The 24,426-nt window shown below is 69.2% G+C and carries 24 protein-coding genes and 1 pseudogene; 16 read left to right on the top strand and 9 right to left on the bottom strand.

Going from position 1 to position 24,426, the window contains the following annotated elements:
• The first annotated feature begins 31 nt into the window (after positions 1 to 31).
• Positions 32 to 430 carry an OB-fold nucleic acid binding domain-containing protein gene (locus ACWEEU_RS18995; protein WP_161181104.1) on the top strand — a complete coding sequence of 133 codons (399 nt, stop codon included), beginning with the start codon at positions 32 to 34 and terminating at the stop codon, positions 428 to 430.
• Positions 431 to 433: 3 nt separating this feature from the next.
• Positions 434 to 1,219, top strand: coding sequence for a DUF3159 domain-containing protein (locus tag ACWEEU_RS18990; protein WP_385742889.1), 786 nt, complete (start codon positions 434 to 436; stop codon positions 1,217 to 1,219).
• A gap of 69 nt (positions 1,220 to 1,288) precedes the next feature.
• On the opposite strand, the gene ACWEEU_RS18985 is transcribed toward ACWEEU_RS18990, so the two are convergent.
• From ACWEEU_RS18985 to ACWEEU_RS18975, 3 genes are all read right to left on the bottom strand, one after another.
• Positions 1,289 to 1,960 carry a potassium channel family protein gene (locus ACWEEU_RS18985; protein ID WP_199583917.1) on the bottom strand — a complete coding sequence of 224 codons (672 nt, stop codon included), beginning with the start codon at positions 1,958 to 1,960 and terminating at the stop codon, positions 1,289 to 1,291.
• Entirely contained in the window at positions 1,960 to 2,631 is a 672-nt protein-coding gene (locus tag ACWEEU_RS18980) for a potassium channel family protein (RefSeq protein ID WP_018547303.1), read from the bottom strand. The genes ACWEEU_RS18985 and ACWEEU_RS18980 overlap by 1 nt, the downstream gene beginning before the upstream one ends.
• 106 nt (positions 2,632 to 2,737) lie before the next feature.
• Complete coding sequence (locus ACWEEU_RS18975) at positions 2,738 to 2,872, bottom strand: hypothetical protein (RefSeq protein ID WP_385743943.1); 135 nt, start codon at positions 2,870 to 2,872, stop codon at positions 2,738 to 2,740.
• A gap of 170 nt (positions 2,873 to 3,042) precedes the next feature.
• Here ACWEEU_RS18975 and ACWEEU_RS18970 point away from each other — a divergent pair, with 170 nt between their 5' ends.
• The 9 genes and pseudogenes from ACWEEU_RS18970 to ACWEEU_RS18930 all read left to right on the top strand — a co-directional run bounded on the left by ACWEEU_RS18970 (position 3,043) and on the right by ACWEEU_RS18930 (position 14,019).
• Entirely contained in the window at positions 3,043 to 5,091 is a 2,049-nt protein-coding gene (locus ACWEEU_RS18970) for an APC family permease (RefSeq protein ID WP_385743941.1), read from the top strand.
• A 432-nt stretch (positions 5,092 to 5,523) separates the two neighbouring features.
• Complete coding sequence (locus ACWEEU_RS18965; protein WP_385743939.1) at positions 5,524 to 6,852, top strand: class I SAM-dependent RNA methyltransferase; 1,329 nt, start codon at positions 5,524 to 5,526, stop codon at positions 6,850 to 6,852.
• 273 nt (positions 6,853 to 7,125) lie between these two features.
• Positions 7,126 to 7,536 carry an ArsR/SmtB family transcription factor gene (locus ACWEEU_RS18960; protein ID WP_451733721.1) on the top strand — a complete coding sequence of 137 codons (411 nt, stop codon included), beginning with the start codon at positions 7,126 to 7,128 and terminating at the stop codon, positions 7,534 to 7,536.
• A gap of 71 nt (positions 7,537 to 7,607) precedes the next feature.
• Positions 7,608 to 8,577, top strand: a pseudogene (locus ACWEEU_RS18955) (flavoprotein); the annotation flags it as partial.
• 1,075 nt (positions 8,578 to 9,652) lie between these two features.
• Positions 9,653 to 10,108: a hypothetical protein gene (locus ACWEEU_RS18950; RefSeq protein WP_451733719.1), complete on the top strand. Its 456-nt coding sequence runs from the start codon at positions 9,653 to 9,655 to the stop codon at positions 10,106 to 10,108.
• A 133-nt stretch (positions 10,109 to 10,241) separates the two neighbouring features.
• Positions 10,242 to 11,447 (top strand): PLP-dependent cysteine synthase family protein, encoded by a 1,206-nt coding sequence (locus ACWEEU_RS18945; protein WP_451733717.1) that lies wholly within the window; start codon positions 10,242 to 10,244, stop codon positions 11,445 to 11,447.
• A gap of 71 nt (positions 11,448 to 11,518) precedes the next feature.
• The gene (locus ACWEEU_RS18940; RefSeq protein WP_451733891.1) at positions 11,519 to 12,775 is read left to right on the top strand and encodes an MFS transporter; all 1,257 of its coding nucleotides are present in this window, start codon (positions 11,519 to 11,521) and stop codon (positions 12,773 to 12,775) included.
• Between the two features lie 286 nt (positions 12,776 to 13,061).
• Positions 13,062 to 13,241: a hypothetical protein gene (locus ACWEEU_RS18935; protein WP_451733715.1), complete on the top strand. Its 180-nt coding sequence runs from the start codon at positions 13,062 to 13,064 to the stop codon at positions 13,239 to 13,241.
• A 40-nt stretch (positions 13,242 to 13,281) separates the two neighbouring features.
• Entirely contained in the window at positions 13,282 to 14,019 is a 738-nt protein-coding gene (locus tag ACWEEU_RS18930) for a hypothetical protein (protein ID WP_451733713.1), read from the top strand.
• A 157-nt stretch (positions 14,020 to 14,176) separates the two neighbouring features.
• Here ACWEEU_RS18930 and ACWEEU_RS18925 read toward each other — a convergent pair whose 3' ends face one another.
• Positions 14,177 to 14,995: a methyltransferase domain-containing protein gene (locus ACWEEU_RS18925; RefSeq protein ID WP_451733711.1), complete on the bottom strand. Its 819-nt coding sequence runs from the start codon at positions 14,993 to 14,995 to the stop codon at positions 14,177 to 14,179.
• Between the two features lie 28 nt (positions 14,996 to 15,023).
• On the opposite strand from ACWEEU_RS18925, the gene ACWEEU_RS18920 reads away from it, so the two are divergent.
• Together ACWEEU_RS18920 and ACWEEU_RS18915 are read left to right on the top strand one after the other, a co-directional pair.
• Positions 15,024 to 15,458 (top strand): MerR family transcriptional regulator, encoded by a 435-nt coding sequence (locus tag ACWEEU_RS18920; protein ID WP_451733709.1) that lies wholly within the window; start codon positions 15,024 to 15,026, stop codon positions 15,456 to 15,458.
• A 382-nt stretch (positions 15,459 to 15,840) separates the two neighbouring features.
• The gene (locus ACWEEU_RS18915; RefSeq protein WP_451733707.1) at positions 15,841 to 16,362 is read left to right on the top strand and encodes a DUF4396 domain-containing protein; all 522 of its coding nucleotides are present in this window, start codon (positions 15,841 to 15,843) and stop codon (positions 16,360 to 16,362) included.
• Positions 16,363 to 16,792: 430 nt separating this feature from the next.
• Here the strand turns inward: ACWEEU_RS18915 and ACWEEU_RS18910 are convergent, their stop codons facing one another.
• Complete coding sequence (locus tag ACWEEU_RS18910) at positions 16,793 to 17,437, bottom strand: DUF305 domain-containing protein (RefSeq protein ID WP_451733705.1); 645 nt, start codon at positions 17,435 to 17,437, stop codon at positions 16,793 to 16,795.
• Positions 17,438 to 17,526: 89 nt separating this feature from the next.
• Complete coding sequence (locus ACWEEU_RS18905; protein ID WP_451733703.1) at positions 17,527 to 17,940, bottom strand: DUF6153 family protein; 414 nt, start codon at positions 17,938 to 17,940, stop codon at positions 17,527 to 17,529.
• Positions 17,941 to 18,317: 377 nt separating this feature from the next.
• Between ACWEEU_RS18905 and ACWEEU_RS18900 the strand changes: the two genes are divergently transcribed.
• Positions 18,318 to 19,184 (top strand): F510_1955 family glycosylhydrolase, encoded by an 867-nt coding sequence (locus tag ACWEEU_RS18900; protein ID WP_451733701.1) that lies wholly within the window; start codon positions 18,318 to 18,320, stop codon positions 19,182 to 19,184.
• A gap of 10 nt (positions 19,185 to 19,194) precedes the next feature.
• Here the strand turns inward: ACWEEU_RS18900 and ACWEEU_RS18895 are convergent, their stop codons facing one another.
• Entirely contained in the window at positions 19,195 to 19,758 is a 564-nt protein-coding gene (locus ACWEEU_RS18895) for a hypothetical protein (RefSeq protein WP_451733699.1), read from the bottom strand.
• Between the two features lie 297 nt (positions 19,759 to 20,055).
• Between ACWEEU_RS18895 and ACWEEU_RS18890 the strand changes: the two genes are divergently transcribed.
• Together ACWEEU_RS18890 and ACWEEU_RS18885 are read left to right on the top strand one after the other, a co-directional pair.
• Positions 20,056 to 20,715 carry a TetR/AcrR family transcriptional regulator gene (locus tag ACWEEU_RS18890; protein ID WP_451733697.1) on the top strand — a complete coding sequence of 220 codons (660 nt, stop codon included), beginning with the start codon at positions 20,056 to 20,058 and terminating at the stop codon, positions 20,713 to 20,715.
• Between the two features lie 142 nt (positions 20,716 to 20,857).
• Entirely contained in the window at positions 20,858 to 21,979 is a 1,122-nt protein-coding gene (locus ACWEEU_RS18885) for a HoxN/HupN/NixA family nickel/cobalt transporter (protein WP_451733695.1), read from the top strand.
• A gap of 223 nt (positions 21,980 to 22,202) precedes the next feature.
• Here the strand turns inward: ACWEEU_RS18885 and ACWEEU_RS18880 are convergent, their stop codons facing one another.
• Together ACWEEU_RS18880 and ACWEEU_RS18875 are read right to left on the bottom strand one after the other, a co-directional pair.
• Positions 22,203 to 23,828 carry a multicopper oxidase family protein gene (locus ACWEEU_RS18880; RefSeq protein ID WP_451733693.1) on the bottom strand — a complete coding sequence of 542 codons (1,626 nt, stop codon included), beginning with the start codon at positions 23,826 to 23,828 and terminating at the stop codon, positions 22,203 to 22,205.
• 74 nt (positions 23,829 to 23,902) lie between these two features.
• Positions 23,903 to 24,310, bottom strand: a complete 408-nt coding sequence (locus ACWEEU_RS18875) for a DUF6153 family protein (RefSeq protein WP_451733691.1) — start codon at positions 24,308 to 24,310, stop codon at positions 23,903 to 23,905.
• Positions 24,311 to 24,426: the final 116 nt, after the last annotated feature.

The raw sequence follows: 24,426 nt of genomic DNA, 5'->3' as shown, positions 1-24,426 counted from the left end.
CCTTGGCGGCCCGCCCCGGTACGCTTCAGGCATGAGTGCCGTTCCTCGTTCCGAAAAGCCGGTCGGCCGGTTCCGCCGCATGTTGGACCGGCTCTCCTCGTCGCAGGAGGACCTGGAGTCGGAGGAGCTGCGGGAGGACGCCGACACGGCGGGCTGCACCCGCATCGGCGACTGCCACGACCGGCAGATCGTCACCGTAACTGGTACCTTGCGCACGGTCACCCTGCGCCCGCGCGCCGGAGTCCCCGCCTTGGAGGCGGAGCTGTTCGACGGCACCGCCGCGCTGGACGTGGTGTGGCTCGGCAGGCGTTCCATCACGGGTATAGAACCGGGACGCAGGCTGATCGCATCGGGCCGGATCTCGATGAGCCGGGGCCGCCGCGTGCTGTTCAACCCGAAATACGAACTGCGACCCCTCGGACGGGAGTAGCCGGTGACGTCCCTCGACAAGCCGACCCAGGACACCGGACAGACACCACCGGACGACGGTCACGACTCGCGTGCGGTGACCGAGGCCGCGCTGTTCGAGGCGTTCGGCGGGATCCGGGGGATGGTCGAGACGGTCCTGCCCGGACTGCTCTTCGTCACGATCTACACGATCAACAAGGACCTGCACCTGTCCGCGCTCGCCGCGCTGGGTGTGGCGGTCGTGATGCTGGTCGTCCGGCTGCTGCGCCGGGACACCGTCAAGCACGCCTTCAGCGGCGTCTTCGGTGTGGCCTTCGGTGTCGTCTTCGCGATGTTCACGGGCAACGCCAAGGACTTCTACCTCCCCGGGATGCTCTACACCCTGGGCCTGGCGATCGCCTACATCGTCACGACCCTCGCCGGGGTACCGCTGATCGGTCTGATGCTCGGCCCGGTCTTCAAGGAGAACCTCTCCTGGCGCACCCGCAACCCGGGACGCAAGAAGGCGTACGCCAAGGCCAGTTGGGCCTGGGGTCTGATCCTGCTCGCCAAGTGCGCGATCCTCTTCCCGCTCTACTGGTGGGCCGACACCACCCAGCTCGGCTGGGTCCTGGTCATCCTCAAGATCCCGCCCTTCCTGCTGGCGGTCTGGCTCACCTGGGTCTTCCTCGCGAAGGCGCCGCCGCCGATCGACGTGTTCGCCGAGATGGAGGCCGCGGAGCAGGCGGAGAAGGCCGAGAAGGCCGAGCGGGAGCGCGCGGCGGCCGAGGCTGGCGAGCCCACCGGCGGACGACACCGCAGAGGCGCGTAACCGCACCGCACACGAAGGAACCCCGCCCACCGGCAGCCGGTGGACGGGGTTCCTTCGTGCGTACGGGACTCAGCCCTCTTCCCGCCGTACCGACAGCAGGTCCTCGAGCTGCTCCTCGCGGGCCTGAGCGGCCACGAAGAGGAGTTCGTCGCCCGGCTCCAGGGAGTCCTCCTTGGAGGGCGTCAGCACCCGGGTGCCCCGGATGATCGTGACCAGGGAGGTGTCCTCCGGCCAGGCCACGTCCCCGACCTGGGTGCCGGCCAGCGCCGACTCCTCCGGCAGGGTCAGCTCGACCAGGTTGGCGTCGCCGTGGCTGAAGCGGAGCAGCCGGACCAGGTCGCCGACGCTCACCGCCTCCTCGACCAGGGCGGACATCAGACGCGGGGTGGAGACGGCCACGTCCACGCCCCAGGACTCGTTGAAGAGCCACTCGTTCTTGGGATTGTTCACCCGGGCGACGACGCGCGGGACGCCGTACTCCGTCTTGGCGAGCAGCGAGACCACCAGGTTGACCTTGTCGTCACCGGTCGCGGCGATGACGACGTTGCAGCGCTGGAGCGCCGCCTCGTCCAGGGAGGTGATCTCGCAGGCGTCGGCAAGCAGCCACTCCGCCTGGGGCACGCGCTCGACCGAGATGGCGGTCGGCGCCTTGTCGATCAGCAGGACCTCGTGGCCGTTCTCCAGCAGCTCGGCCGCGATCGAGCGGCCGACGGCACCGGCACCGGCAATGGCGACCCTCATCAGTGACCGCTCTCCTCTTCGGGGCCCCCGGCGAACGCCGCCTCGACCTTCTCCACGTCGTCCGTGCGCATCATCACGTGCACCAGGTCACCTTCTTGCAGGACCGTCTGCGAGGTGGGCAGCACGGCCTCGCCCAGGCGGGTCAGGAACGCCACGCGGACGCCCGTCTCCTCCTGGAGCTTGCTGATCTTGTGGCCGACCCACTTCTCGGAGGCGTGCACCTCGGCGAGCTGCACCCCACCGGTGGGATCGCGCCACAGCGGCTCGGCGCCGGACGGCAGCAGACGGCGCAGCATCTGGTCGGCGGTCCAGCGGACCGTAGCCACCGTCGGGATGCCCAGGCGCTGGTAGACCTCGGCCCGGCGGGGGTCGTAGATGCGGGCGGCCACGTTCTCCACACCGAACATCTCGCGGGCGACGCGCGCGGAGATGATGTTGGAGTTGTCACCGCTGGAGACGGCGGCGAAGGCGCCCGCCTCCTCGATGCCGGCCTCGCGCAGGGTGTCCTGGTCGAAGCCGACGCCGGTGACCCGGCGGCCGCCGAATCCCGGCCCCAGCCGTCGGAAGGCGGTGGGGTCCCGGTCGATCACCGCGACCGTGTGGCCCTGTTGCTCCAGGGTCTGCGCGAGCGCGGAACCCACGCGTCCGCAGCCCATGATGACGATGTGCACGACCGTCCTTCCGGTGTCCAAAAGTTACTGCTCGGCCTCAGGGTCTCAGACCGACGCCCAAAGCTACACACGCGCGGTCCCCGTAAGGCACCCGCTGGTCACGTGCTCACCTGTGCCGCTCGGTGACGCCCGTCACCCCGGGTTCCCCGCGTCGCGTGATGCTGCGCACGCTGCACCGGGTCAGGATTCCGAGGGCGAGCAGCGCGAGGACGGCGCCGATCAGTTCCGCGGCCGCGGGCATGGGACCTCCGAAGGGCGATGAACTGCGACGACGGGCAGGTCTGCCATCTAGGCACGGGGGGCGCGGGGACGACGGAAACCGCGGTTCCGCGCGCCCCTGATTTCACTCGTGAGGCAGAATGTGTCCTTCGGGTGGGCGGCTGCCTGTTCGAAGCCTTACGATCCTCTGTCGTGTCCAAACTGACCGACGTGCCCAAACGCATTCTGATCGGGCGCGCCTTGCGCAGTGACCGGCTGGGCGAAACGCTCCTGCCGAAGCGCATCGCCCTCCCCGTCTTCGCCTCCGACCCGCTGTCCTCCGTCGCCTACGCGCCGGGGGAGGTTCTGCTGGTCCTGTCCATCGCGGGCGTGTCGGCGTACCACTTCAGCCCCTGGATCGCCGTCGCGGTCGTCGTGCTGATGTTCACCGTGGTCGCCTCCTACCGGCAGAACGTCCACGCGTACCCCAGCGGCGGCGGCGACTACGAGGTGGCGAACACCAACCTCGGCCCCCGAGCCGGACTCACCGTCGCCAGCGCCCTGCTGGTGGACTACGTGCTGACCGTCGCCGTGTCCATCACCTCGGGCATCGAGAACCTGGGGTCCGCGATCCCCTTCGTGATCGAGCACAAGGTGCTCTGCGCGTGCGCGGTGATCCTCCTGCTCACGCTGATGAACCTGCGCGGCATGAAGGAGTCGGGCAAGCTCTTCGCGATCCCGACGTACGTGTTCGTCGGCGGCGTCTTCATCATGATCGCCTGGGGTGCGATCCGGGGCCTGGTCCTCGGCGAGACCATGCACGCCCCCACCTCCGGCTTCCACATCAGAGCCGAGCACCAGGGACTCGCGGGCTTCGCGCTGATCTTCCTGCTGCTGCGGGCCTTCTCCTCCGGCTGTGCCGCGCTCACCGGCGTCGAGGCCATCTCCAACGGCGTCCCGGCCTTCCGCAAGCCCAAGTCCAAGAACGCGGCGACCACGCTCGCCATGATGGGCCTGCTGGCCGTCACGATGTTCTGCGGCATCATCGCCCTCGCGATGTCCACCGGCGTCCGCATGGCCGAGAACCCGGCCACCGACCTGATCAAGGGCGGCGTCCCGATCGGCCCCGGCTACGTCCAGAACCCGGTCATCTCCCAGGTCGCCGAGGCGGTCTTCGGCAAGGGCAGCTTCCTGTTCGTCGTCCTCGCGGCGGCCACGGCCCTGGTCCTCTTCCTCGCGGCGAACACGGCCTACAACGGCTTCCCGCTGCTCGGCTCGATCCTGGCCCAGGACCGCTATCTGCCCCGCCAGCTCCACACCCGCGGCGACCGCCTCGCGTTCTCCAACGGCATCGTGCTGCTGGCCGGTACGGCGATGCTCCTCGTGGTCATCTACGGCGCCGACTCCACGCGGCTGATCCAGCTCTACATCGTCGGCGTGTTCGTGTCCTTCACGCTCAGCCAGACCGGCATGGTCCGGCACTGGAACCGCCACCTCGCCGCCGAGAAGGACCCGGCCAAGCGCAGCCACATGATCCGCTCCCGTGCGATCAACGCGTTCGGCGCCTTCTTCACCGGCCTGGTGCTGGTCGTCGTGCTGGTCACCAAGTTCACCCACGGCGCGTGGGTGGCCCTGCTCGGCATGTGCATCTTCTACGCCACGATGACCGCGATCCGTAAGCACTACGACCGCGTCGCCGACGAGATCGCCGCGCCCGAGGGCCCCAGCGACGACAGCGTGCGCCCCTCCCGCGTGCACTCCCTCGTCCTGATCTCCAAGATCCACCGCCCCACCCTGCGCGCCCTCGCCTACGCCAAGCTGATGCGCTCCGACACCCTGGAGGCGCTCACGGTCAACGTCGACCCGGCCGAGACCAAGGCGCTCCGCGCGGAGTGGGAACGACGGGGCATCGACGTCCCCCTCAAGGTCCTCGACTCGCCCTACCGCGAGATCACCCGCCCGATCATCGAGTACGTCAAGAACCTGCGCCGCCAGTCCCCGCGCGACGCGGTCTCCGTGATCATCCCCGAGTACGTGGTCGGCCACTGGTACGAGCATCTGCTCCACAACCAGAGCGCACTGCGGCTGAAGGGGCGGTTGCTGTTCACGCCGGGCGTGATGGTCACGTCCGTGCCGTACCAGTTGGAGTCCTCCCAGGTGGCCCGCGACCGGGCGCGTCGTCGCCAGGAGTGGAGCGCGCCGGGCGCGGTGCGCCGGGGGCCGGCCGAGCGGGCGAAGGAGGGGGCGGGGGCCCGGGAGTGAGGTTCTCGGTCTCGGCGTAGAAGGCTGTTCGGGGCGTCCGGGGTGTCCGGGGCGCCGCGGGTTCTGGGCGCCGCGGGTTCTGGGCGGGGCGGGTTCTGGGCGGGGCGGGAGCCTTCTGGTCGGCCGGTGCGACCGGGCGCCGGCTTTCGGGCGCCTGGTGCGTCTGGGGGTGCCCGTTGCGACCGGAGCTACCGGCCGCTCTCCTGCTGCAGCGGCTGTGTCCGGGCCCGGGGCCGGGCCTCCAGGTCGGCCGGGCTGCCCCGGGCCCGGGTCGCCGAGGTGGGCGCGGGTCTGTCCGCCGCTGAGCCGGATGCCTGGGGCGGGGGTCGCTCCCCGGTCCTGGGGTGGCCGGGGAGGCCGTAGACTGGTGGGCTGTTGTCCCCACAGGGTGTCGTAGCGGCCCCTAGCCCCTTGATCTGGAGTCCTCCCACCATGCAGGCAGAATCGACGAAGTCTCTGGTGGGCCGGGAGTACGAGGTCGAGGTCGGCCCCGTCGCCCACGGCGGCCACTGCATCGCCCGCACGTCCGAGGGCCAGGTGCTGTTCGTCCGGCACACGCTGCCGGGGGAGCGGATCGTGGCCCGGGTGACGGAGGGCGAGGAGGGCGCGCGGTTCCTGCGTGCCGACGCCGTGGAGATCCTGGACGCGTCCAAGGACCGTATCGAGGCGCCGTGCCCGTTCGCCGGCCCCGGCAAGTGCGGTGGCTGCGACTGGCAGCACGCCAAGCCGGGAGCCCAGCGCCGCCTGAAGGGCGAGGTGATCGCCGAGCAGTTGCAGCGGCTCGCGGGCCTCACCCCGGAGGACGTCGGCTGGGACGGCACGGTGATGCCGGCCGAGGGCGACAAGCTGCCCGCGGGCGAGGTGCCCCAGTGGCGCACGCGCGTGCAGTACGCCGTGGACGCCGAGGGCCACGCGGGCCTGCGCCGCCACCGCTCGCACGAGGTCGAGCGGATCGACCGCTGCATGATCGCGGCGGAGGGCGTCAGCGAGCTGGGCATCGAGTCCCGCGACTGGTCCGGCATGGAGTCGATCGAGGCGATCACCGCGACGGGCTCGCAGGACCGCCAGGTCATCCTGACCCCGCGCCCGGGCGCCCGCCTGCCGATCGTCGAGCTGGACAAGCCGGTGTCGGTGATGCGGGTCGAGGAGAAGGACGGCGGCGTCCACCGCGTCCACGGCCGCCCCTTCGTCCGCGAGCGCGCCGACGGCCGTACGTACCGCGTCGGCAGCGGCGGCTTCTGGCAGGTCCACCCGAAGGCGGCCGACACCCTGGTCAAGGCGGTCATGCAGGGCCTGCTGCCCCGCAAGGGCGAGATGGCGCTCGACCTCTACTGCGGCGCCGGCCTCTTCGCCGGAGCCCTCGCCGACCGCCTCGGCGAGAAGGGCGCGGTGCTCGGCATCGAGTCCGGCAAGCGCGCGGTGGAGGACGCCCGCCACAACCTGGCCGACTTCCCCCGCGTCCGCATCGAACAGGGCAAGGTCGAGTCCGTCCTCCCGCGCACGGGGATCACCGAGGTCGACCTGATCGTCCTGGACCCGCCCCGCGCGGGCGCCGGCAAGAAGACGGTCGAACATCTCGCGTCCCTGGGTGCGCGGCGTATCGCCTACGTCGCGTGTGACCCCGCTGCGCTGGCTCGGGACCTGAAGTATTTCGGGGAGAACGGGTACCGGGTGCGGACGCTTCGGGCGTTCGATCTGTTTCCTATGACCCACCACGTGGAGTGCGTCGCGATCCTTGAGCCCGCCGAAAAGGGTCGCTGACCTGCGGTTTTAGCGGGTGCGCATGATGTGCGCTATGTGCGTTACGGGCGATATCTTGACGCTGAAATGACGCTCTACGAGGCGTCTTGACGCTCATTTGACGCTCGTTCTGATGGATCGTCAGGTGCTTTATGCCACTGGTCAGACGGTCTGCTGACTGCACGGGGTGTGGGAGGTGGCCGGGAATCTCAGCGGGTTCTTCCCTGCTGTGCGTGCAGCGGCGACGTGTCGCTGGTCTGCGCACATAGCGTCCATGGACAGCTCGTGGGAGTCATGGGTCGCGGAGCGAAGGCACATGAGACGAGCAGCGCGGTTCCGCTCACCCGGCTGACCCCGGAGACCGCCCCCAAGGTCGCCGAGACCCTCCAGGTCCTGGCGACCCCGTCCCGGCTGCTGATCCTGGCGCGCCTGCGCGCAGGCCCCTGCCCGGCCACCGAACTGGCCAACGCCGTGAGCATGGAGCAGTCCGTCTGCTCCCACCAGCTCCGCGTCCTTCGTACCCCCAGCCTGATCACCGGCACGCGCCAGGGCCGCTCCATCGTCTATGCCTTGCACGACAGCCATGTCGCCGAGCTCCTCGACCAGGCCCTCCATCACGTCGAGCACCTGCGCTTGGGCATCACTGACATGCCCGTCGAGGCAGCCCACTCGCAGGGTGGGGCCGTCTCGGTCAGCGCTTCCTGAAGCAGTGCGGAGGTAGAAGGTAAGGGGCGGCCGACCGGAAGAGCGGGTTGGTGTGGGGTCGGCATGAACTCGGCGGAGACTGGGCCGAGAAGTACTTGCAGCCGTTCGCCAACGTCCTCGTCGACAAGATCCGCTGCGACGCCACCGTCACCGGCGTGGTCCGCGCCGGACGCGACCGTATCGTCGACTCCGGCCGCGACGAGCAGCCCTTACCGTCCAAATCCAGTTCGCCGACGGCCACGAGGAGCGCGTCACTGCCCGCGCCGTCATCGATGCCTCCGGCATCTGGTCCACCCCCCAGCCCGATGGGCGCCGACGGCCTGTCCGCCCTCGGCTAGAGGGCGGCCAACGACCTCATCTCCTACCGTGTCCCCGACCTCGGCGACCCGGACGTCCGCGCCCGCTACGTGGGCAAGCGCACCGCGGTCGTCGGCTCGGTCGCCTCCGCCTGCACTGCGCTCGCCCGCCTCGCCTTGGCGACGAGGCCGATGAGGTGCCCGCCCGTGGCGCGTTGGGCCTGCGTGTCAAGGCTGCCGTCGGGGCAGGCCATGCCGGCGCGGCCACGGGCTTCCGCACGGAGACCGTCGAGCGGGATACCGACGACCGCCTGATCCTGGTCGCCGTGGATGGCCGACGTCTGGACCCCGTCGACGAGGTAGTCGGCCTCACCGGCTTCCGCCTGGACCTGTCCTTCCTCTCCGAGGTCCGCCTCGGCCTCGACGAACGCCTGCAGGCCCGAGCACCCTCACCCCGCTCATCGACCTCAACGTCCACTCCTGCGGCACCGTCCACCTGCACGGCTTGGACGAGCCCTCTCGCCCCGAACAGGGCATCGACTCGGCATACAGTCCTACGGCCGCGCACCCACGTTCTGGCCATGACCGGCTACGAGCAGGTCCGCTCCCTCGCTGGCGACCGCGAGGCTGCCGAAAGCGTCGAGCTGACCTTCCGGAGACCGGCGTGTGTGGTGGCGGATGCTGCGCAGTCTCCGCCACCTGGCAGATCGGCTTCGGCTCCCCCGCTGCCACCAGCGGCTGTTGAAACCCGCCACCGCACACGGCAGTTCGCCATGTTCCGCGTACAGCTCGACTTGAGCGTTCCCGATCTCGACGTGTTCATCGGCTCGGTTCGGATGCTCCTGCGCTCGTCTGGCGGACGGGACGGGTTGTCCCCACTCGCGGCCCCAGGCGCCGCCACCACGTCACTGGCAGACGGGTGAGACTTGCGGCGTGACATGACGTGGCCTTGTGGGCGACCCGGACGAGGGTGGCACGCCGGATGACCTGGGCTCTCGTTCCTTTCAGTAAAGGATCGTTAGCGCTACGGCCGCCGATTTGCATGGAGTCTGTGTGTGACGCGTCAGCGCGGTGTTCCAGGGGAAGTTGCGCCGCGCCCTCGTGTAGCGGTTAGCATCACGGCATGGTCTCGGCCTGGTCTCCCCCCAGCATGCTGCGGGCCCGTTCTTCAGCGGGGTCGCAGCGTCTGTTGTGGTTGGCCGCGGTGCTGCTCAGCATCGTGTTCACGCACGGGGTGAGCGCGGAGAGCGCCGAGGGTCATTCGCCGGCCGGTGTCACCGCTCACATACATGTGTCCGCGGGGATCGGCGAAGGTCCGACCAGCGCGGCCGGACTCGGTAACGATGTCGCGCATGCATCGCTCGAGACCGTGGCGCCCGGCGACCGTCACGATGGTGATGGGTCGTCGCATCCGGTCCATGCATGCGTGTCCGGCCAACCTCCGCAGGGCCTGGATCTGGCCGCCCCCTGTCTGACCCCACTGGATTGGGTCACGCCCACGCGCGCATATGCGGTGGGCAAGTCGGCGGGCCCGTCCCGACCCGACTCGGCCGTTGCTCCATCGACAGGTTCCAGAGACTCAGTAGTTCGGCAGGTCTAGATTCCGGCGTCCCCGACTGGCCGCCGCCTTCCGGGAACCAACAGCCCCCCCCGGCTCTGCTGGGCGGGTTGGCCCAGTGCGGTCAGTTCCGGCACCCCAATGCCCGTACGCCACCCTTTCGTGCGTTGAGCGGGATCCCCGGTGCCTGCCCGGAACCCTGCTGATCTCTGTCTGCCGCCTTTCCCTGCGACTGTGAGGGCGGCGACCGCCTGGAGGAACCATGCTGTTCCATCCCCTTCCTCATGTTCACGGGAACCACCGTGTCGGCCATGCTCCTTGGCTGCTCCGCCTGATGGTCTTCGTCTTGGGCGGCCTGCTGATGTGGGCATGCGCCTGCTCTGCCACGCATGACAGCGGCAGTCATGCGCACGGCGATACACCGGTGTCGTCCACCTACCTTCCCGTTGCGGCAGAAGCCGTCGAGGGGGAGGCGCCCCATGAGCCGCATCCACACCACGGAGCGGTTTGCGTACCGAATGTGGTCAGCGACGTGCTGCCGCAGGCCAGGAAGTTGTTCACGGGCGTGGCGGCGTTGGCGACCCTCGCGGGAGTGACGGCTGGAGTCACTGCCGCCATCGCCCTTCAGCAGCAGGCGGCGCGGCGTGAGGGCGGCAGATCAGGGATACGGCGTTCGGGTCGATCCACCCTTTCCATTGTCTGCCGGTGGCGGATCTAGACCGGGCCTTTCGCGGCCCACTGATAGAGGCCGCAGCGCGCTGTCATCCGAGCGAGACGCATGCCTCGTCCTCACGGGCCCGCGCGCGAGATGAACGCCCCGTCATGCCACCACCTTTGATTGAGAGCGGCAGATGCACCCGCAACCCACCGCAGACATCACACCCCCCACCCGCTCCGCCCTGTCGGGACTCGTCGGCAACAGCCCGGTTCTGCGTATCTCCGAGCCCTTCGCCCCCGCTGATCGCGGGTTCTGGGCGAAGCTGGAAGGGTTCAACCCCGGCGGGATCAAGGACCGCCCCGGCCTGCACATGGTCGAGCGGGCCCGTGCCCGCGGCGACCTACGGCCCGGTGGCCGGATCATCGAGTCCACCAGCGGCACCCTCGGACTCGGCCTCGCTCTGGCCGGCATGGTCTACGGTCACCCCGTCACCCTGGTCACCGACCCCGGTCTGGAGCGGTCCATGACCCGGCTGCTGACCGCCTACGGAGCCCAGGTCAACGTCGTCTCCGAGCCCCATCCCACCGGCGGCTGGCAGCAGGCTCGGCGCGACCGGGTCGCTCAGCTGATGACCCAGCACCCCGGCTCGTGGTGCCCGGACCAGTACAACAACCCCGACAACACGACGGCTTACACCCCGCTCGCGCTGGAGCTGGCATCCGACCTCGGCTCCATCGACGTACTGGTATGCAGCGTGGGCACGGGCGGGCACTCCGCCGGCGTCTCCCGCGTCCTGCAACACCTCTATCCGGAGATGAAGCTCGTCGGCGTCGACACCACCGGCTCGACCATCTTCGGGCAGCCCGCCCGCACCCGCCTCATGCGCGGCCTGGGTTCGAGCATCTACCCCCGCAACGTCGCCTACGCCAACTTCAGCGAGGTCCACTGGGTCGCCCCGGCCGAGGCGGTGTGGACCTGCCGGCAGCTCGCCACATCCCACTACGCCACCGGCGGCTGGAGCGTCGGGGCGGTCGCCCTGGTCGCGGGATGGCTGGCCCGCACCCTGCCCGCAGAAACGAAGATCGCGGCGATCTTCCCCGACGGCCCCCAGCGCTACCTGGGAACCGTCTACGACGACGACTACTGCGCCGCCCACGGCCTGCTCGGCTCCCCACCTGCGCCGGAACCGGAGGTGATCGGCCGCCTGGACGAGAAGGAGGTCACCCGCTGGACCCGGTGCTCTGACGTCGTCGACCCTCTCACCCTGTCCGACAGGGCGGAACAGACAAAAGCAATCGATCCGCCCGGGAAATCCGACGCGGAGCGCGATGAGTCGGTGGACCCCGACGCTGTGGAGCAGCTCGCTCAGTCCGACGCGCCGGGGGAGGGGGGCCGGTGACGGGCAAGCACACCCACGCTGGGGAAACCATCGCGCAAGTGCGCTCCTATCCGCGCAGCGTTCAGCTGTTGATGGTGAACCAGTTCACCATCAACCTCGGCTTCTACATGCTGATGCCGTACCTGGCCGCGCACCTTTCCGGAACGCTCGGGCTGGCGGGATGGATCGTCGGACTGGTGCTCGGCGTACGCAACTTCAGCCAGCAGGGCATGTTCCTGGTCGGCGGCACACTGGCCGACCGGCTCGGCTACAAGCCGATGATCATCGCCGGTCTGGTGCTCCGGATCGTCGGCTTCGCCACCCTTGGCCTCGTGGACTCCGTACCGGCGCTGCTGGCCGCATCCGCCGCCGCGGGTCTGGCCGGGGCCCTGTTCAATCCGGCGGTTCGGGCCTATCTGGCGGCCGACGCCGGGGACCGGCGGGTGGAGGCGTTCGCGCTGTTCAACGTCTTCTACCAGGCGGGCATACTGCTCGGCCCGCTGGTGGGCATGGTGTTGACCGGCGTCGACTTCCGAGTCACCTGCCTGGTCGCAGCCGGCATTTTCGCGCTGCTGAGCATCGTGCAGATCCGCGCCCTGCCCGCCCGCCGTGCAGGCGATGCGACGGAGACCAAGGGACCCGACCAGCGGGAGAGCGTGCTGGCACAGTGGCGCGGCATCTTGGCCAACCGGCCGTTCCTGCTGTTCTCGGTCGCCATGATCGGCTTCTATGTCATGCAGTTCCAGGTCTACCTCGCCCTGCCACTGGAGGTGCGACGACTCGGTGGCGACGGGGCTTTCGGGACGGCGGCCGTGGCGGTGCTCTTCGCCGTCTCGGGCCTGAGCACGATTCTCTTCCAGACCAAGGTCACCGCCTGGTGCAAGGCCCGCATGGAGCCGGGACGGGCCCTCACCTGGGGGCTGTTCATCATGGGCGTGGCGTTCGTGCCCCTGCTCGTGCCCACGGTGGTTCCAGTACCGGACGGCGGCATGAGGTTGTGGCTGCTCGCGGCCGTGCCACCCGCGCTCTCCGCGCTGCTTCTCGCGATGGGCACGATGATCGCCTATCCGTTCGAGATGGACACCATCGTCCGGCTCTCGGGTGACCGACTCGTCGCCACGCACTACGGGCTCTACAACACCATCTGCGGTGTCGGCATCACCCTCGGAAACCTGCTCACCGGCGCATCCCTCGACGCCGCCCGCGCGGCAGGCGTCTCCGCCCTGCCGTGGATCACACTGTGCGCGCTCGGCCTGGCCTGCGCCGCCGCCCTGCACGGCCTGCACCGCACCGGCCGCCTGAAGCCGCCACCCGTGCGCGAGCCACAGCCCGAGCCTGTGACGGCCTGACCGGCGGTTCCGTGCCGGAGGGGCGGGCGAGTTCGCTTTCGTCCGCCCCTCCAGCCGACCGCGCCCACTTCCAGGAGCGATCGATGCCCACCCCTGCTCTGCCGCATTCAACCGGGCTGCAGTTCCGCCCTTTCCGCGCCGTTCGCTACGACCCGGTCCAGGCCGGCGACCTGTCCCACATGATCTGCCGCCGTCGGCCGCCACTGACCACCTTCTGGTGGACCGTGCCTGATCGGTGCCCGACCTGCCGGGCGCCATACGCCATGTACACAACGCCGATCAGGCTGTGACCGCTGTGACCGCCGTGGCCGCACCGGGCAACGGCACGGCCGTCCTGCTGCCCACGGTCCCCGAAAACACAGTGTGGGACCTGGCTGGAGCCGGAGTACTGCTGCCCCGCAAGACCACCTCGTTCGGCCCGAAGCCAGTCGCCGGGCTCGCCCTGTGCGTCATTGACGCACCGTAGGCGCACCACCCTCAACGCCCCGTCCCCGTAAGGAGTCCCGTTGTCCCCGTCCCAACTCGCCGACGCCGCTGTCCCCGCCGAGCACGCCGGCCACAGCGCCCGCAGACCCGGCCGCGCCGCCGCGCGACGGGCGCGCACCCAGCAGGCCCGGAAGACGTCGCTGTCGGCGCGCTATGTCGGTTACGTCGGCTACTTCGTCGGCGCCGGACTCATCAGCGGCGCGGTGGTACACCATCCGCTGGACCCGGCCCGATACACGCGGATCGCCGTGTACGGCGTCTTGGTCTTCCTCGCCGCCACCGTGCTCAACGAGTTCTTCCTCGCGCGCGACAAGCCCGGCCTGCCGAGGATGCTGCTGGTCATCGGCGCCTCGCTGATGCTCTCGTTCGGCATCGGCATGCTCAGCGGCGGCCTCCAGCACTTCGACGACTTCCCGGCCCGCGGCGCCGTGCTCGTGCCCCTGGGGATAACGGTCTCCTTCATCGCGTATGTGGTGAAGGACGCCGACACATCCTGGCGGCGCATCTTCAGCCCCGTGGGCCTGGCAGTCCTGCTGACCGCCCTGATCAGCTTCGCCGGACTGCGCTACGTGGCCGCCGGCATGAGCGAGCAGCCAGAGGGCGGCGGACACAGTCATGGCAGCGCGGAGGAAGCGGAAGAGGAACAGCCGCACGAGCCTGCCTCCACGGCTGATACATCCCGGCCGGAGACCGATCCGGGGCCCGCAGACGGCGGCGCGGCTGACCAGTCCAGCCACGACGACGGCCACGCTCACTGACCGTCCGGAACACGCTGGACACTCTGCGACGGCCGGATTGCGCCGCAGGGTGTCCACTGATCCACCGCAAGGCCGGCTCGAGCTTACGTATCTCGGCGAGGTTGGTGCCGGTCCTTGCCCCAGGCCCTGACTTCACTGGCGAGGATGCTCGGCATCGTCAGAGCTGACTCACGTAAATTCCTCGCCCGCCGTTCCCGGCCCGGGTCGCCGAAGCCACGAAGATAGGTATCGCGAGGAACAGCCGCCCTGCCGCGCCACGCTCCCGCTGCTCCGCCACCCAGGCATCGGCCCTGTCCCGCTCGATCACGCCCCCTGAACAGACCGCCTCCGCGAGACCCGCCAGCATCGGCACCATCGTGGAGTCCGTGAAGATCCCGGTGTGCACCTGCACCGAGACGTCCCGGAATCCGGCGTCCAGCAGGAGACTCCGGTAGCGCCGGGCGGTACGCGGCCCCGGCACCATGTCCGCGCGGGCCTGCACGATCGCCCTGGTGAGCGCGGCGTCCCGCGCATCGATGACGAGCGTGTCCCAGTCCTGACCAATCAGAACGACCCGTCCGCCAGGGACGAGGACGCGCTTCGCCTCGTCGATCGCCCGCGCCGGGTCTGCCAGATCGTGGTACATCTTCTCGGCCCGGTACCCGTCCAACTCCCCGTCGCCGATCGGCAGGTTGTAGGCGTCGGCGATTCGGAAGTCCGCAGCGGGCCAGCGTCGTCGCGCTACAGCGACCATCGTCTCGTCGCAGTCGAATCCGATGGCTCTAGCACCCTGTTCGGCCAGCTCGCCGACAGCCCGTCCTGCACCGCAGCCGACGTCCGCCACGGTCTTCCCTGAAACCGTGCCGATCAACTCGTATGACCATTGCCTCAGTTCAACGGCCTCGGGTGCTTCGTCGATCACGTCGAGAAGTGCGATCAGCGCCTCCGTTGCGTTCCGGCTGCTCGCGGCCTGTGTCGTTGCCTCGTTCTTGACCATGCGCAACAGGCTGCGACTTAATGCCGACATGAAGTCAAGCGACGAGCAGGAGACGGTCCCCATCGGATCCCTCGCCGAACGATTCGGCCTGGCGACGCATGTCCTGCGGCACTGGGAATCCATGGGCCTGCTGCAACCGCAGCGGGACCGCAGCGGCCGGCGCCGCTACACCCACGACCACTTCGTGCGCGTCGCGGTGATCCTGCGCGCCAAGGAAGCCGGACTGGGTCTCGACGCCATCCGCGACATGATGACGGCCTCCGGCCCCGTAGCACGGCGGACCACTCTGCTGCGCGAGCGCGACGCGCTCCTGCGTCACATAGCCGAGGCTCAGGCGGCCCTTGACCTGCTGCTGTGCGCGCTGGACTGCGAGTACGAGGACTTCACGACATGCCCGCACTTCCAGCAACTGATTGCGGACCGTATAGGTCGAGACACGCCGCGACACGTCCCGGTTTCGTGATCGCCCCCGCGCCGGACCGGGACCCGTCGCTCGCCGCCGTCCGCACGCGGAGGAGTTATGGCCTCCGCGAACCCGAGGGCCACGGACAGCGATTGTTCTTGGCGCCCGCCAGTGGGGAGGCAGGGAGGGCCGGAGTCCGACAGTCGACCCTTCAGCGTGCCGCGGTGCTGTCACGGTGCTTCCCCAGACCGCCGAGATCACCAGGATGAACAGCCTCCTCGACAAGGACCGGCCTACCTGGCAGAGGGCGGTGCGCGCGGTTCGGTGTGCGCCGCCCTCTACCGTTATTGCGCCGAGCATTCCGGAATACCCCCTGGGGGTATACGGTTATGGGTGTGGGCAAGGGAAACGAGCCACGCTCGACGGGATGGGGATGGCGGTCATGGATCACAGTGCACACCACACCGGTACCGGTGACGAGCCTGCCGCGCACCAGGCGCAAGCCGGTCATGCCGGGCACCGCATGGGCGGGGTGACGTGGGGAGCCGCAGCGAAGGCGACGCTGCACTGCCTGACGGGGTGTGCCATCGGCGAGATCCTCGGCATGGTGATCGGGACCGCTCTGATGTGGGGCAACGTCCCCACCATGGTCCTGGCGATCGCCCTGGCGTTCGCATTCGGCTACTCGTTCACGCTGTTCGCGGTCCGCAAGGCCGGCCTGGACTTCAAGACCGCGATCAAGGTGGCGCTGGCCGCCGACACTGTCTCCATCGTGGTGATGGAGGCGGTCGACAACGGGATCATCGCTCTGGTTCCAGGCGCGATGGACGCCCACCTGGACGAGGCGCTGTTCTGGACCTCGCTGTTGGGCGGCTTCGTGGTCGCCTTCCTGCTCACGACCCCGGTCAACAAGTGGATGATCGGCCGCGGCAAGGGTCACGCCGTCGTCCACGCCTACCACTGACCGAGCGACCCAAGACTTGCGCCCGGCCGCACCGTCACGGTGCGGCCGGGCGTACGGTGCCTCCACGACGGCGCCGGCAGCGGGCGCCACTGAACGTGCTTACGCCTTCATGGAAGGGCGACCTGCCCGCCGCCTGCGGCGCGTCACCCAGACCCCGCCGCGATGAACCGCGACATCGGTTGCCACTGGGGACTGAGTGCGCAGGCAGCGGGCCAGCCGTGGCCTGGCCGCCCCCGCAAACCAGGGAGAGCGCCAGGCCCGGCAGCGGCCGCCGTTCCGCATGATCTGCGGCACCGAGACAAGGCGCTGGAGAGCCAGCCGGTGGGCGACGATGCGCGCCACAGGCGGAGGCGCGCCGGACGGCGCACGGAAAAAGGCGGGGCCGGCAGCGTATGCCGCCGGCTCCACCTCTTCCTGGCGCTGTGTCAGCTCAGTTCTTGCCGAGCATCTTGTTCATCTGCTCGATCTCGGCCGTCTGGGCCGTGACCACGTCGTCCGCGAGCTTGACGGCGGGACCGTACTTGCCGTCGGCCTTCTCGGTCTTGGCCATTTCTATGGCGCCCTCGTGGTGCTGGACCATCATGTCGAGGAACATCTTGTCGAACTCGGCGCCGGAAGCCTTCTCCAGCTTGTTCATGTCCTCGCTGCTCATCATGCCGGGCATGGAGGACGACATGTCGTGGTCCATGCCGGGCATGGAGGACGACATGTCCGCGGGGACCTCCTCGCCCCACGAGGTGAGCCAGCCGGACATGGTCTTGATCTCCGGGTCCTGCGCTCCCTTGATCTTCGTGGAGAGGTCCTTGACCTCCTGAGTAGAGGCGCGACCGGCGGCCAGCTTTGCCATGGCGACGGCCTGGCGGTGGTGCTGGATCATTTCCTTGGCGAAGGTGGCGTCCGCGTCGTTGTGGGCGCCGGCCTTGGCCGAGGCAGTTGCGGACGGGCTGGAGTGGGAGTTCATCGACCCCATGTCGTGACCGCCGCTGTCGCTGCCGCAGGCGGCGAGTACGAGAGCGGCCACACCAGCGGTGACGGCGAGGGCGGCACGACGGATGAGCTTGCGGTGTGCATTCATGCTTTGAGCTCCGGTGTTCGGATCTGAAGAAGGGCAGACCGAGGCACGGCACCGCGTCCGCAAGGGAATACGGCGACATGCGGGCCGCTCTAGATCCGCAGGAGCTGGAGTTCGGAGAGAGAGGGCGGGGCGCGACCGCCGTCAGGGCTGCCGCCGAACTGAGAGACGCCTGTCTGCGGCTGCTCGGCGCAGGCCACCACGTCGGGCAGCAGCACCGGCACCACCGCGGGAGCTCCGGCGACGGACGCGGAGGCACAGGTCGAGTCCGCGTGGCCGAGGTGACCCGGGCAGCCGCCGTCACCGTGATCGCATTCGCCCGGCATCGAGACCATGACGCCCGCGTGCGCGGGCACCGCCATCCGGTGGTGCCCGGAGTCAGCGGCTGCCATGGGGGCCGGCCCGAGGCCGTGCATGCCGAGCAGGCCCAGCAACAGGGCGCACACGGGCAGCACGTATGACCGCAACGCGAATTGCGGTCGGGCGAGCTGTCCGGGACGGGTCACGGCCTCATCGTATTCGTAGACCGCCGCTTCCCGGTGCGCTGGGTGTCACACGATCCTCTACGCCAAGGGCTGAAGGGCCGGCTGCTGCGGGGGCAAACAGGGCTGGCCTGGCTGTACGCCCTGGTCCGCAGCCGCAAGAAGTACGCCGCCGCACTCACGGAGGACGGCTGGCGGAGAGTGAGACCGCTCTGCCCCGCTGGTTCACTTCGTTGAAAAGATGTCCGAGGACTAGGTGGCCGTCCTGCGCAACGTGTCCTGCGGAATGTGGGGCGACAGGCGAAGTCGTGAACGCGGCCCCGTACTCGTCGATACACGCAGCCGCGAGCGCCGAGTCCAGGTCCTGAGCCCCGGCATCCGCACCTACCTGAGGAATCTCCGTGATCGCACGCCCGTCCACCCGTGTCCTGCTCTCCGCCGCGGGGACCTCGCTCGCCTCTCTGATCCTTGCCGCCTGCGGTGGCGGGGCGTCTGACACGGGCGAGGAAGCGGCGGCGTCGACCTCGTCGGCGCTGTCGCATGTACACGGCCTGGGCATCGACCCCGCCGACGGACGCGTGTACGCCGCGACCCACAACGGCTTGTACACGGTTGGCAAGGGGCAGCAGCCGAAGCTGGTCGGCGACCGCAAGGACGACTTCATGGGCTTCACGGTGACCGGCGAGAACACCTTCATCGCCAGCGGACACGACGCCGAGGGCAGTAACCGCCCTGGAAACCTCGGTCTGATCGAGACCGACAACTCGGGCCGCGCCTGGACGTCCCGATCGCTGTCCGGAGATGCCGACTTCCACTCCCTGGACTCGGCGAAGGGCACCGTCTACGGCTATGAGGGCGGCCGGATCCGAGTCAGCACTGACCTCAAGACCTGGGACGACCGGGCCGCGCTGCAGGCTCTCGACCTCGCGGCCAGTCCCTCCGGTGACAAGCTGCTGGCCACCACGGCCGAAGGCGTGGTGGCCAGCACCGACGGCGGTCGCACCTTCGGTAAGGGCGCCAGGCCGGTCCAGGCGTTTGTGTCCTGGCCTGCGGGGAAGTCCCTGTTCGGCATCGACACGTCCGGCAAGCTGAGCGTGAGCGCGGACGGCGGCAAGACGTGGAAGCAGCTCACGGCCGTGCCCGGCGGACAGCCCCAGGCGCTGACCGCCGTCGACGCCGACCACATCCTCGCCGCGACGATGACGGGCGTATATGAGTCGCGCGACGGCGGCACGACCTTCACCGAACTCGCGTCGCTCGCTCCATGAAGCCCCGGCGTCAGCGAGCCGCCAGCCCTGGCGCCTGATCTGCGTGCGCAGCTGTTTGCTGCGCACGCAGGCCCTGTTGCCTGCGCCACCCGTGGCGGGTCAGTCCTCGCGGCTTGTACACCGACAGTGCCACTGCGACCAGAAGGACGACCAGGGCCGCGGCGGCATCGGCGAGCAGTTGAACTCTCATACCGAAGAGGTCGCCGCTGGACAGGCTAGCCTCCGCCGCGGCGTCGGCGATGTGGCCGACGACCTGCATGTGCACAAGCAGGAGAACGGTGGCGACGACGTTGATCAGCAGTTTGAACAGGACCCAGTAGTGGCGGAACAAGCCCCACGCGGTCCCCAGGGACTGGACGAGTCCCGTCAGTAGCGAGGCGAAGCTGAGCGGGACCAGGACGTACCAGCCTGTCGGCACCAGCGCGAGATAAGCACCGCGCACGGTCTGTGCATCGTTGCTGGTCAGCCCCGCGGCGGCGAGGACGAGGAAGACGGCGACCGCGCCGAGCCAGCCGACCGAGGCGGTGACGTGCGCGGTGAGGGTGAGTTTGCGGAGGCGGGCGTTCATGACCATGGCGATCAGTGGCCGCCCATTCCGCCGCCGACCGTGTGCATGAGCACGAACGCCACCAGCAACGCGGATCCGGCGGCGACGGCGAGAACCTTCGCCCAGCGCGGCATGCCCGGATGTGCGGCAGGGTCAGGCCCGTGGCCGGCGGCATCGGGGCGGGAGGACGAGTCGGTCATGGGGGAGCCCTTCGTTGTGCTCGGTCGTCGAGGGGGCGGGCGGTGGCGGTCGGCAGTTTACGAGACAGAGTGTCTACGGTGTCAATCAGTGTGTATCGACAACGTCGTCGTGTACGCTGATGCGGTGCCGAAGCTGTGGAACGAGACGATCGAGACGCACCGTCGTGCGGTGCGCGACGCGATTGTGAACACCACGGCGGAGCTGGCCGCCGAGCACGGGGTGCGGGCGGTGACGATGTCGCAGATCGCCGAACAGGCCGGCATCGGCCGGGCCACGCTCTACAAGTACTTCCCGGACGTCGAGACGATCCTGCTCGCCTGGCACGACCGCCGGATCACCGAGCACCTGGGACAGCTGGCCGAGGTCCGGGACCAGGTCGACGGAGCCGCGGCACAGCTCGAAGCGGTCCTCAGGGCGTTCGCTCACATCTCACGCCATTCCCGCGGCCACCACGGCACCGACCTCGCGACCTTCCTCCACCGGGACGAGCGGGTCGCCCACGCCGAGCAGCAGCTCCACGGCATGATCCGTGACCTGCTTGTCGCAGGCGTGCGGACCGGCGACTTCCGGGACGATGTCGCGCCCGACGAGCTCGCGACGTACTGCCTCCACGCCCTCACCGCCGCTACGGCCCTGCCCTCCGAAGCCGCGGCCGACCGCCTGGTCACGGTCACCCTGTCCGGGTTGCGCACCGGGCACCCCGTAGCGGACGACCGGAAGCCGACGAGCCGACACGAAGAGCCCGAACGCCACGGCCACCGCCCGGGCCACTTCGGGCACTGAGCTTTCCCGTCCGCTCCCGCGATTCCGCATCGCCAGGCAGCGGACTCGTCCCAGTTGTTATTGCGACCCTTTTGCATCTGGGTACCGCATGCCGCGAGGATGGTCCGCGACGTCAAGCACCACCGGGATCGAGGACACCATCATGACCGCTGCAACCCAGTCCCAGCCGGGCCTCCTCCGGCGCGTACGCGGAGCACTCACCCCGCGTGAGTGGGCTCGGGCCGGCGGACTGGCCGCCGCGATCCTCGCTCTGCACGTCATCGGCTGGGGCACGCTGCTGCTCATCGTCGTTCCCCAGCACTTCGAGCTCGGCGGGGGACAAGGGGCGTTCGGCATCGGGATCGGGGTCACCGCCTACGTGCTCGGCATGCGGCACGCCTTCGACGCGGACCACATCGCCGCGATCGACAACACCACCCGCAAACTGATCTCTGATGGACAGCGCCCGCTCTCGGTCGGCTTCTTCTTCTCCCTCGGGCACTCGAGCGTCGTGTTCCTGCTCGCCCTGCTCTTCGCGCTCGGTGTGCGCTCCCTCGCCGGACCGGTACAGGACGACGGTTCGAGCCTGCACGCGACGCTCGGCTTCATCGGCACCTCCGTCTCCGGTGTCTTCCTGTACGTCATCGCCGCCTTCAACCTCGTCGCCCTGGTCGGCATCGTGCGGGTCTTCCGACGGGTGCGCACCGGCGGCCACACCGAGGCGGACCTGGAGGCACAGCTCAACGCCGGCGGCGGCGTGATGACCCGGATCCTCGGCCGGGCCACCCGGGCCGTCGGTAAGTCCTGGCACATGTACCCGCTGGGCTTTCTCTTCGGTCTGGGCTTCGACACCGCCACCGAGGTGTCCCTGCTCTTTCTCGCCGCGGGCGCCGCGGGGGCGGGCATTCCCTGGTACGCGATCCTGTGCCTGCCGGTGCTGTTCGCGGCCGGGATGAGCCTGCTCGACACGATCGACGGCTCGTTCATGAACTTCGCGTACTCCTGGGCCTTCTCCAACCCCGTCCGCAAGGTCTTCTACAACATCACCATCACGGGCCTGTCGGTCGCCGCCGCGATGATCATCGGCACTGTCGAACTCCTGTCGATCGCCGCTGACAAGCTCTCCCTGCATGGCGCCTTCTGGCAGTGGGTCGGCGGCATCGACCTCAACAGCGTCGGCTACGCCGTCGTCCTCCTCTTCGTCGTCACCTGGGCGGCCGCCCTGTTGATCTGGCGGTACGGCCGCATCGAGGAGAAGTGGGCCCTTGCGCCCGCGGAAGACTGACAGACATCGGCCGGAACCGCGCACGGACGATGGGGTCAGGCCCTTGAGATTCCGAGGTCGGCGCGCGCCATGGGGGACGCGTGAGGCGTGACATCACCCTCATCGAGGGGTGCCGGGAACCTCGCGGATCGGGCCGGCCGGCAAGTCGCCGGGGGTGCCGATCGTCAGGATGGGCCCATCGTGATGCAGTCGATGAGCCCGTCCGGACAGGCTGGCTGAAGGGTCAGGCGCGGTAGGCCACGTTTGCCATCATCCCGGCCTCACCGTGGTACGCGTTGTGGCAGTGCAGCATCCACTGACCCGGGTTGTCCGCGTCGAAGAAGACGGACAGCTTCTTCTTCGGCAGCACGATCGAGGTGTCCTTGCGCGGTCCGGAGGTGCCGAGCTGGTACGTGTGGCCGTGCAGGTGCATCGGGTGCCACATGTCGGTGTCGTTGATGAAGTCCAGCCGGACGCGCTGGCCCTCCTCGATGAGGATCGGGTTCGCGTCGGGCTCCTTCATGTCGAACGGCGTGCCGTTGATGGCCCAGTCGTACTTGGCCATGCTGCCGGTCAGCCTGACCTCGTGCGTGACGTCGGCCGTGGCGGACTTGAGGCGCACGTCGTCGGCGGCCCGCAGCCGGGATGCCGTCATGATCATGCCGTCGAGTTCCTTCGGGTGGACGGCCGCCTTCGGTGCGCTGCCCGAGCCCGTACGCACCAGGGCCAGACCGCCTGCGTTCTTACCCTCGGCCAGGGCGACGAGCGGGAAGACGCCGTCGCCGAGGGTGACGAGGACGTCGTAACGCTCGCCCATGCCGACCAGCACGGCGTCCACCTCCTGGTGCTGGACCGGGAAGCCGTCGGTGTGGGTGATGGTCAGCTTGTGGCCGCCCAGGGCGACCCGGTACGCGGTGTCCCCACCCGCGTTGATGATCCGCAACCGCACCTTCCTGCCGGGCTTGCCGGTGTAGACGTCCGGATCGGTCGCCACCCGACCGTTGATCAAGTGGTGCGGGTACTTCACATCGCCGGCGTCACCTCCCAGCAGTGCGCTCTCGGCTCCCATGAGCATGAACTTCGACATGCCGCCGGAGGGGGCGGAGGCCGCAGGAGAGGGGGACGCCGATTCGCCACTCATGTCCATCCCTCCCATATCCCCCATGTCGTGGCCATCCATGGCGCCAGAGCCGGGGCTGCTGCTCGCTCCCGTCTCCATGCCGCCCATGCCGTGCTTGAGTTCGGCGAAGACCTCGTCGGGGGTGCCGGTGACGCCATCGACCCAGTCGTCGAGCAGGACGACCCACTCGTCGTCGTAATCGAGTGTCTCCTTCGGGTCCTCGACGATCAGTGGGGCGTACAGGCCGCGGTCGAGCTGGACGCCGACATGCGGGTGGAAGAAGTACGTACCCGGGGCGTCGGCGATGAAGCGGTACGTGAACGTGGAGCCGGCCCGGACGGCGGTCTGGGTGGCGGGCGCAACGCCGTCCATGTCGTTGCGCAGGGCGATGCCGTGCCAGTGGATCGACGTCGCGGTCCTGTTCGGGAGTTGGTTGGACAGCTCGGCCACCAGTGTGTCACCGACCGACAGCCGGACCTCTTTGCCCGGGGTGCGTCCGTCGAAGGCCCAGGTCTTGGGCATGACGCCGGCGCCCAGGTCGATCACGGCGGGCGCCGCGGTCAGGGTGAGCTTCTGCTGCCGTCCGGTGCTGGTCCGCTTCCTCTCGGCGGCGGCGACCGCTGGGCCGGACGGGGTGACCAGGGCGTTGCCGCTGCCGGAACCGGAGCCGTTGCCGCAGGCGGCGAGCGCGCCGGCGCCCGCGACCCCCAGTCCGGCGAGCAGGACGGAGCGACGGTTGATGCTGTTCATGCGGGGTGTCCTCTGAATCGAAACTGCCGATGTGGTCGCGGAGGAACGGCACATCGCGCGCCGTCCGAAGCGGCCTAAATGCGCAGTTGGGAGAGGACGGACAGGTCGGGCGGGGCGCGGCCGACCGTTGCTGCGCCGGGTGCACGCCCCGCTGCGGCGTGCCGCAGGTCCACCAGCGGGGCGAACGCGATCCGGCGGGGTGCGGCGAGCTGCACGGAATCGACGCTTGCCGTGGTGCAGTGCTGCATTGCGCACATGGAGCAGGCGTCGTCGTCGACGTTGTGCGCGGAAATGCCAGAGACCGGTGGTGACGTCTTGCCGGGCATCACGTGACCGGCGTGAGCCGCGTGCGGCATGGAGGAGACGTCCATCGAGGGCGTCTCGTGGTGGACGAGTACGGCCAGCGCGACGCACAGGGTGACAAACACTCCGTACGTCCAGCGGACGGCTATGCCGCCGTCGCGAGCTGACCGAAGCGTCATGGCTTCCATCCGTTCGTGATTACCGGATCAGCATCTTACCCCTAGGGGGTACCTGGATGCTTGGTGCTGCTCCATTCGGCGGGCAGGTTGCCGGCCTTCCTGGGTGTGCAGGGGCA

Source organism: Streptomyces sp. NPDC005004, assembly GCF_053600675.1.
Note: the sequence above shows the minus strand (reverse complement) of the source record. Positions and strands in the feature narration are given on the sequence as shown.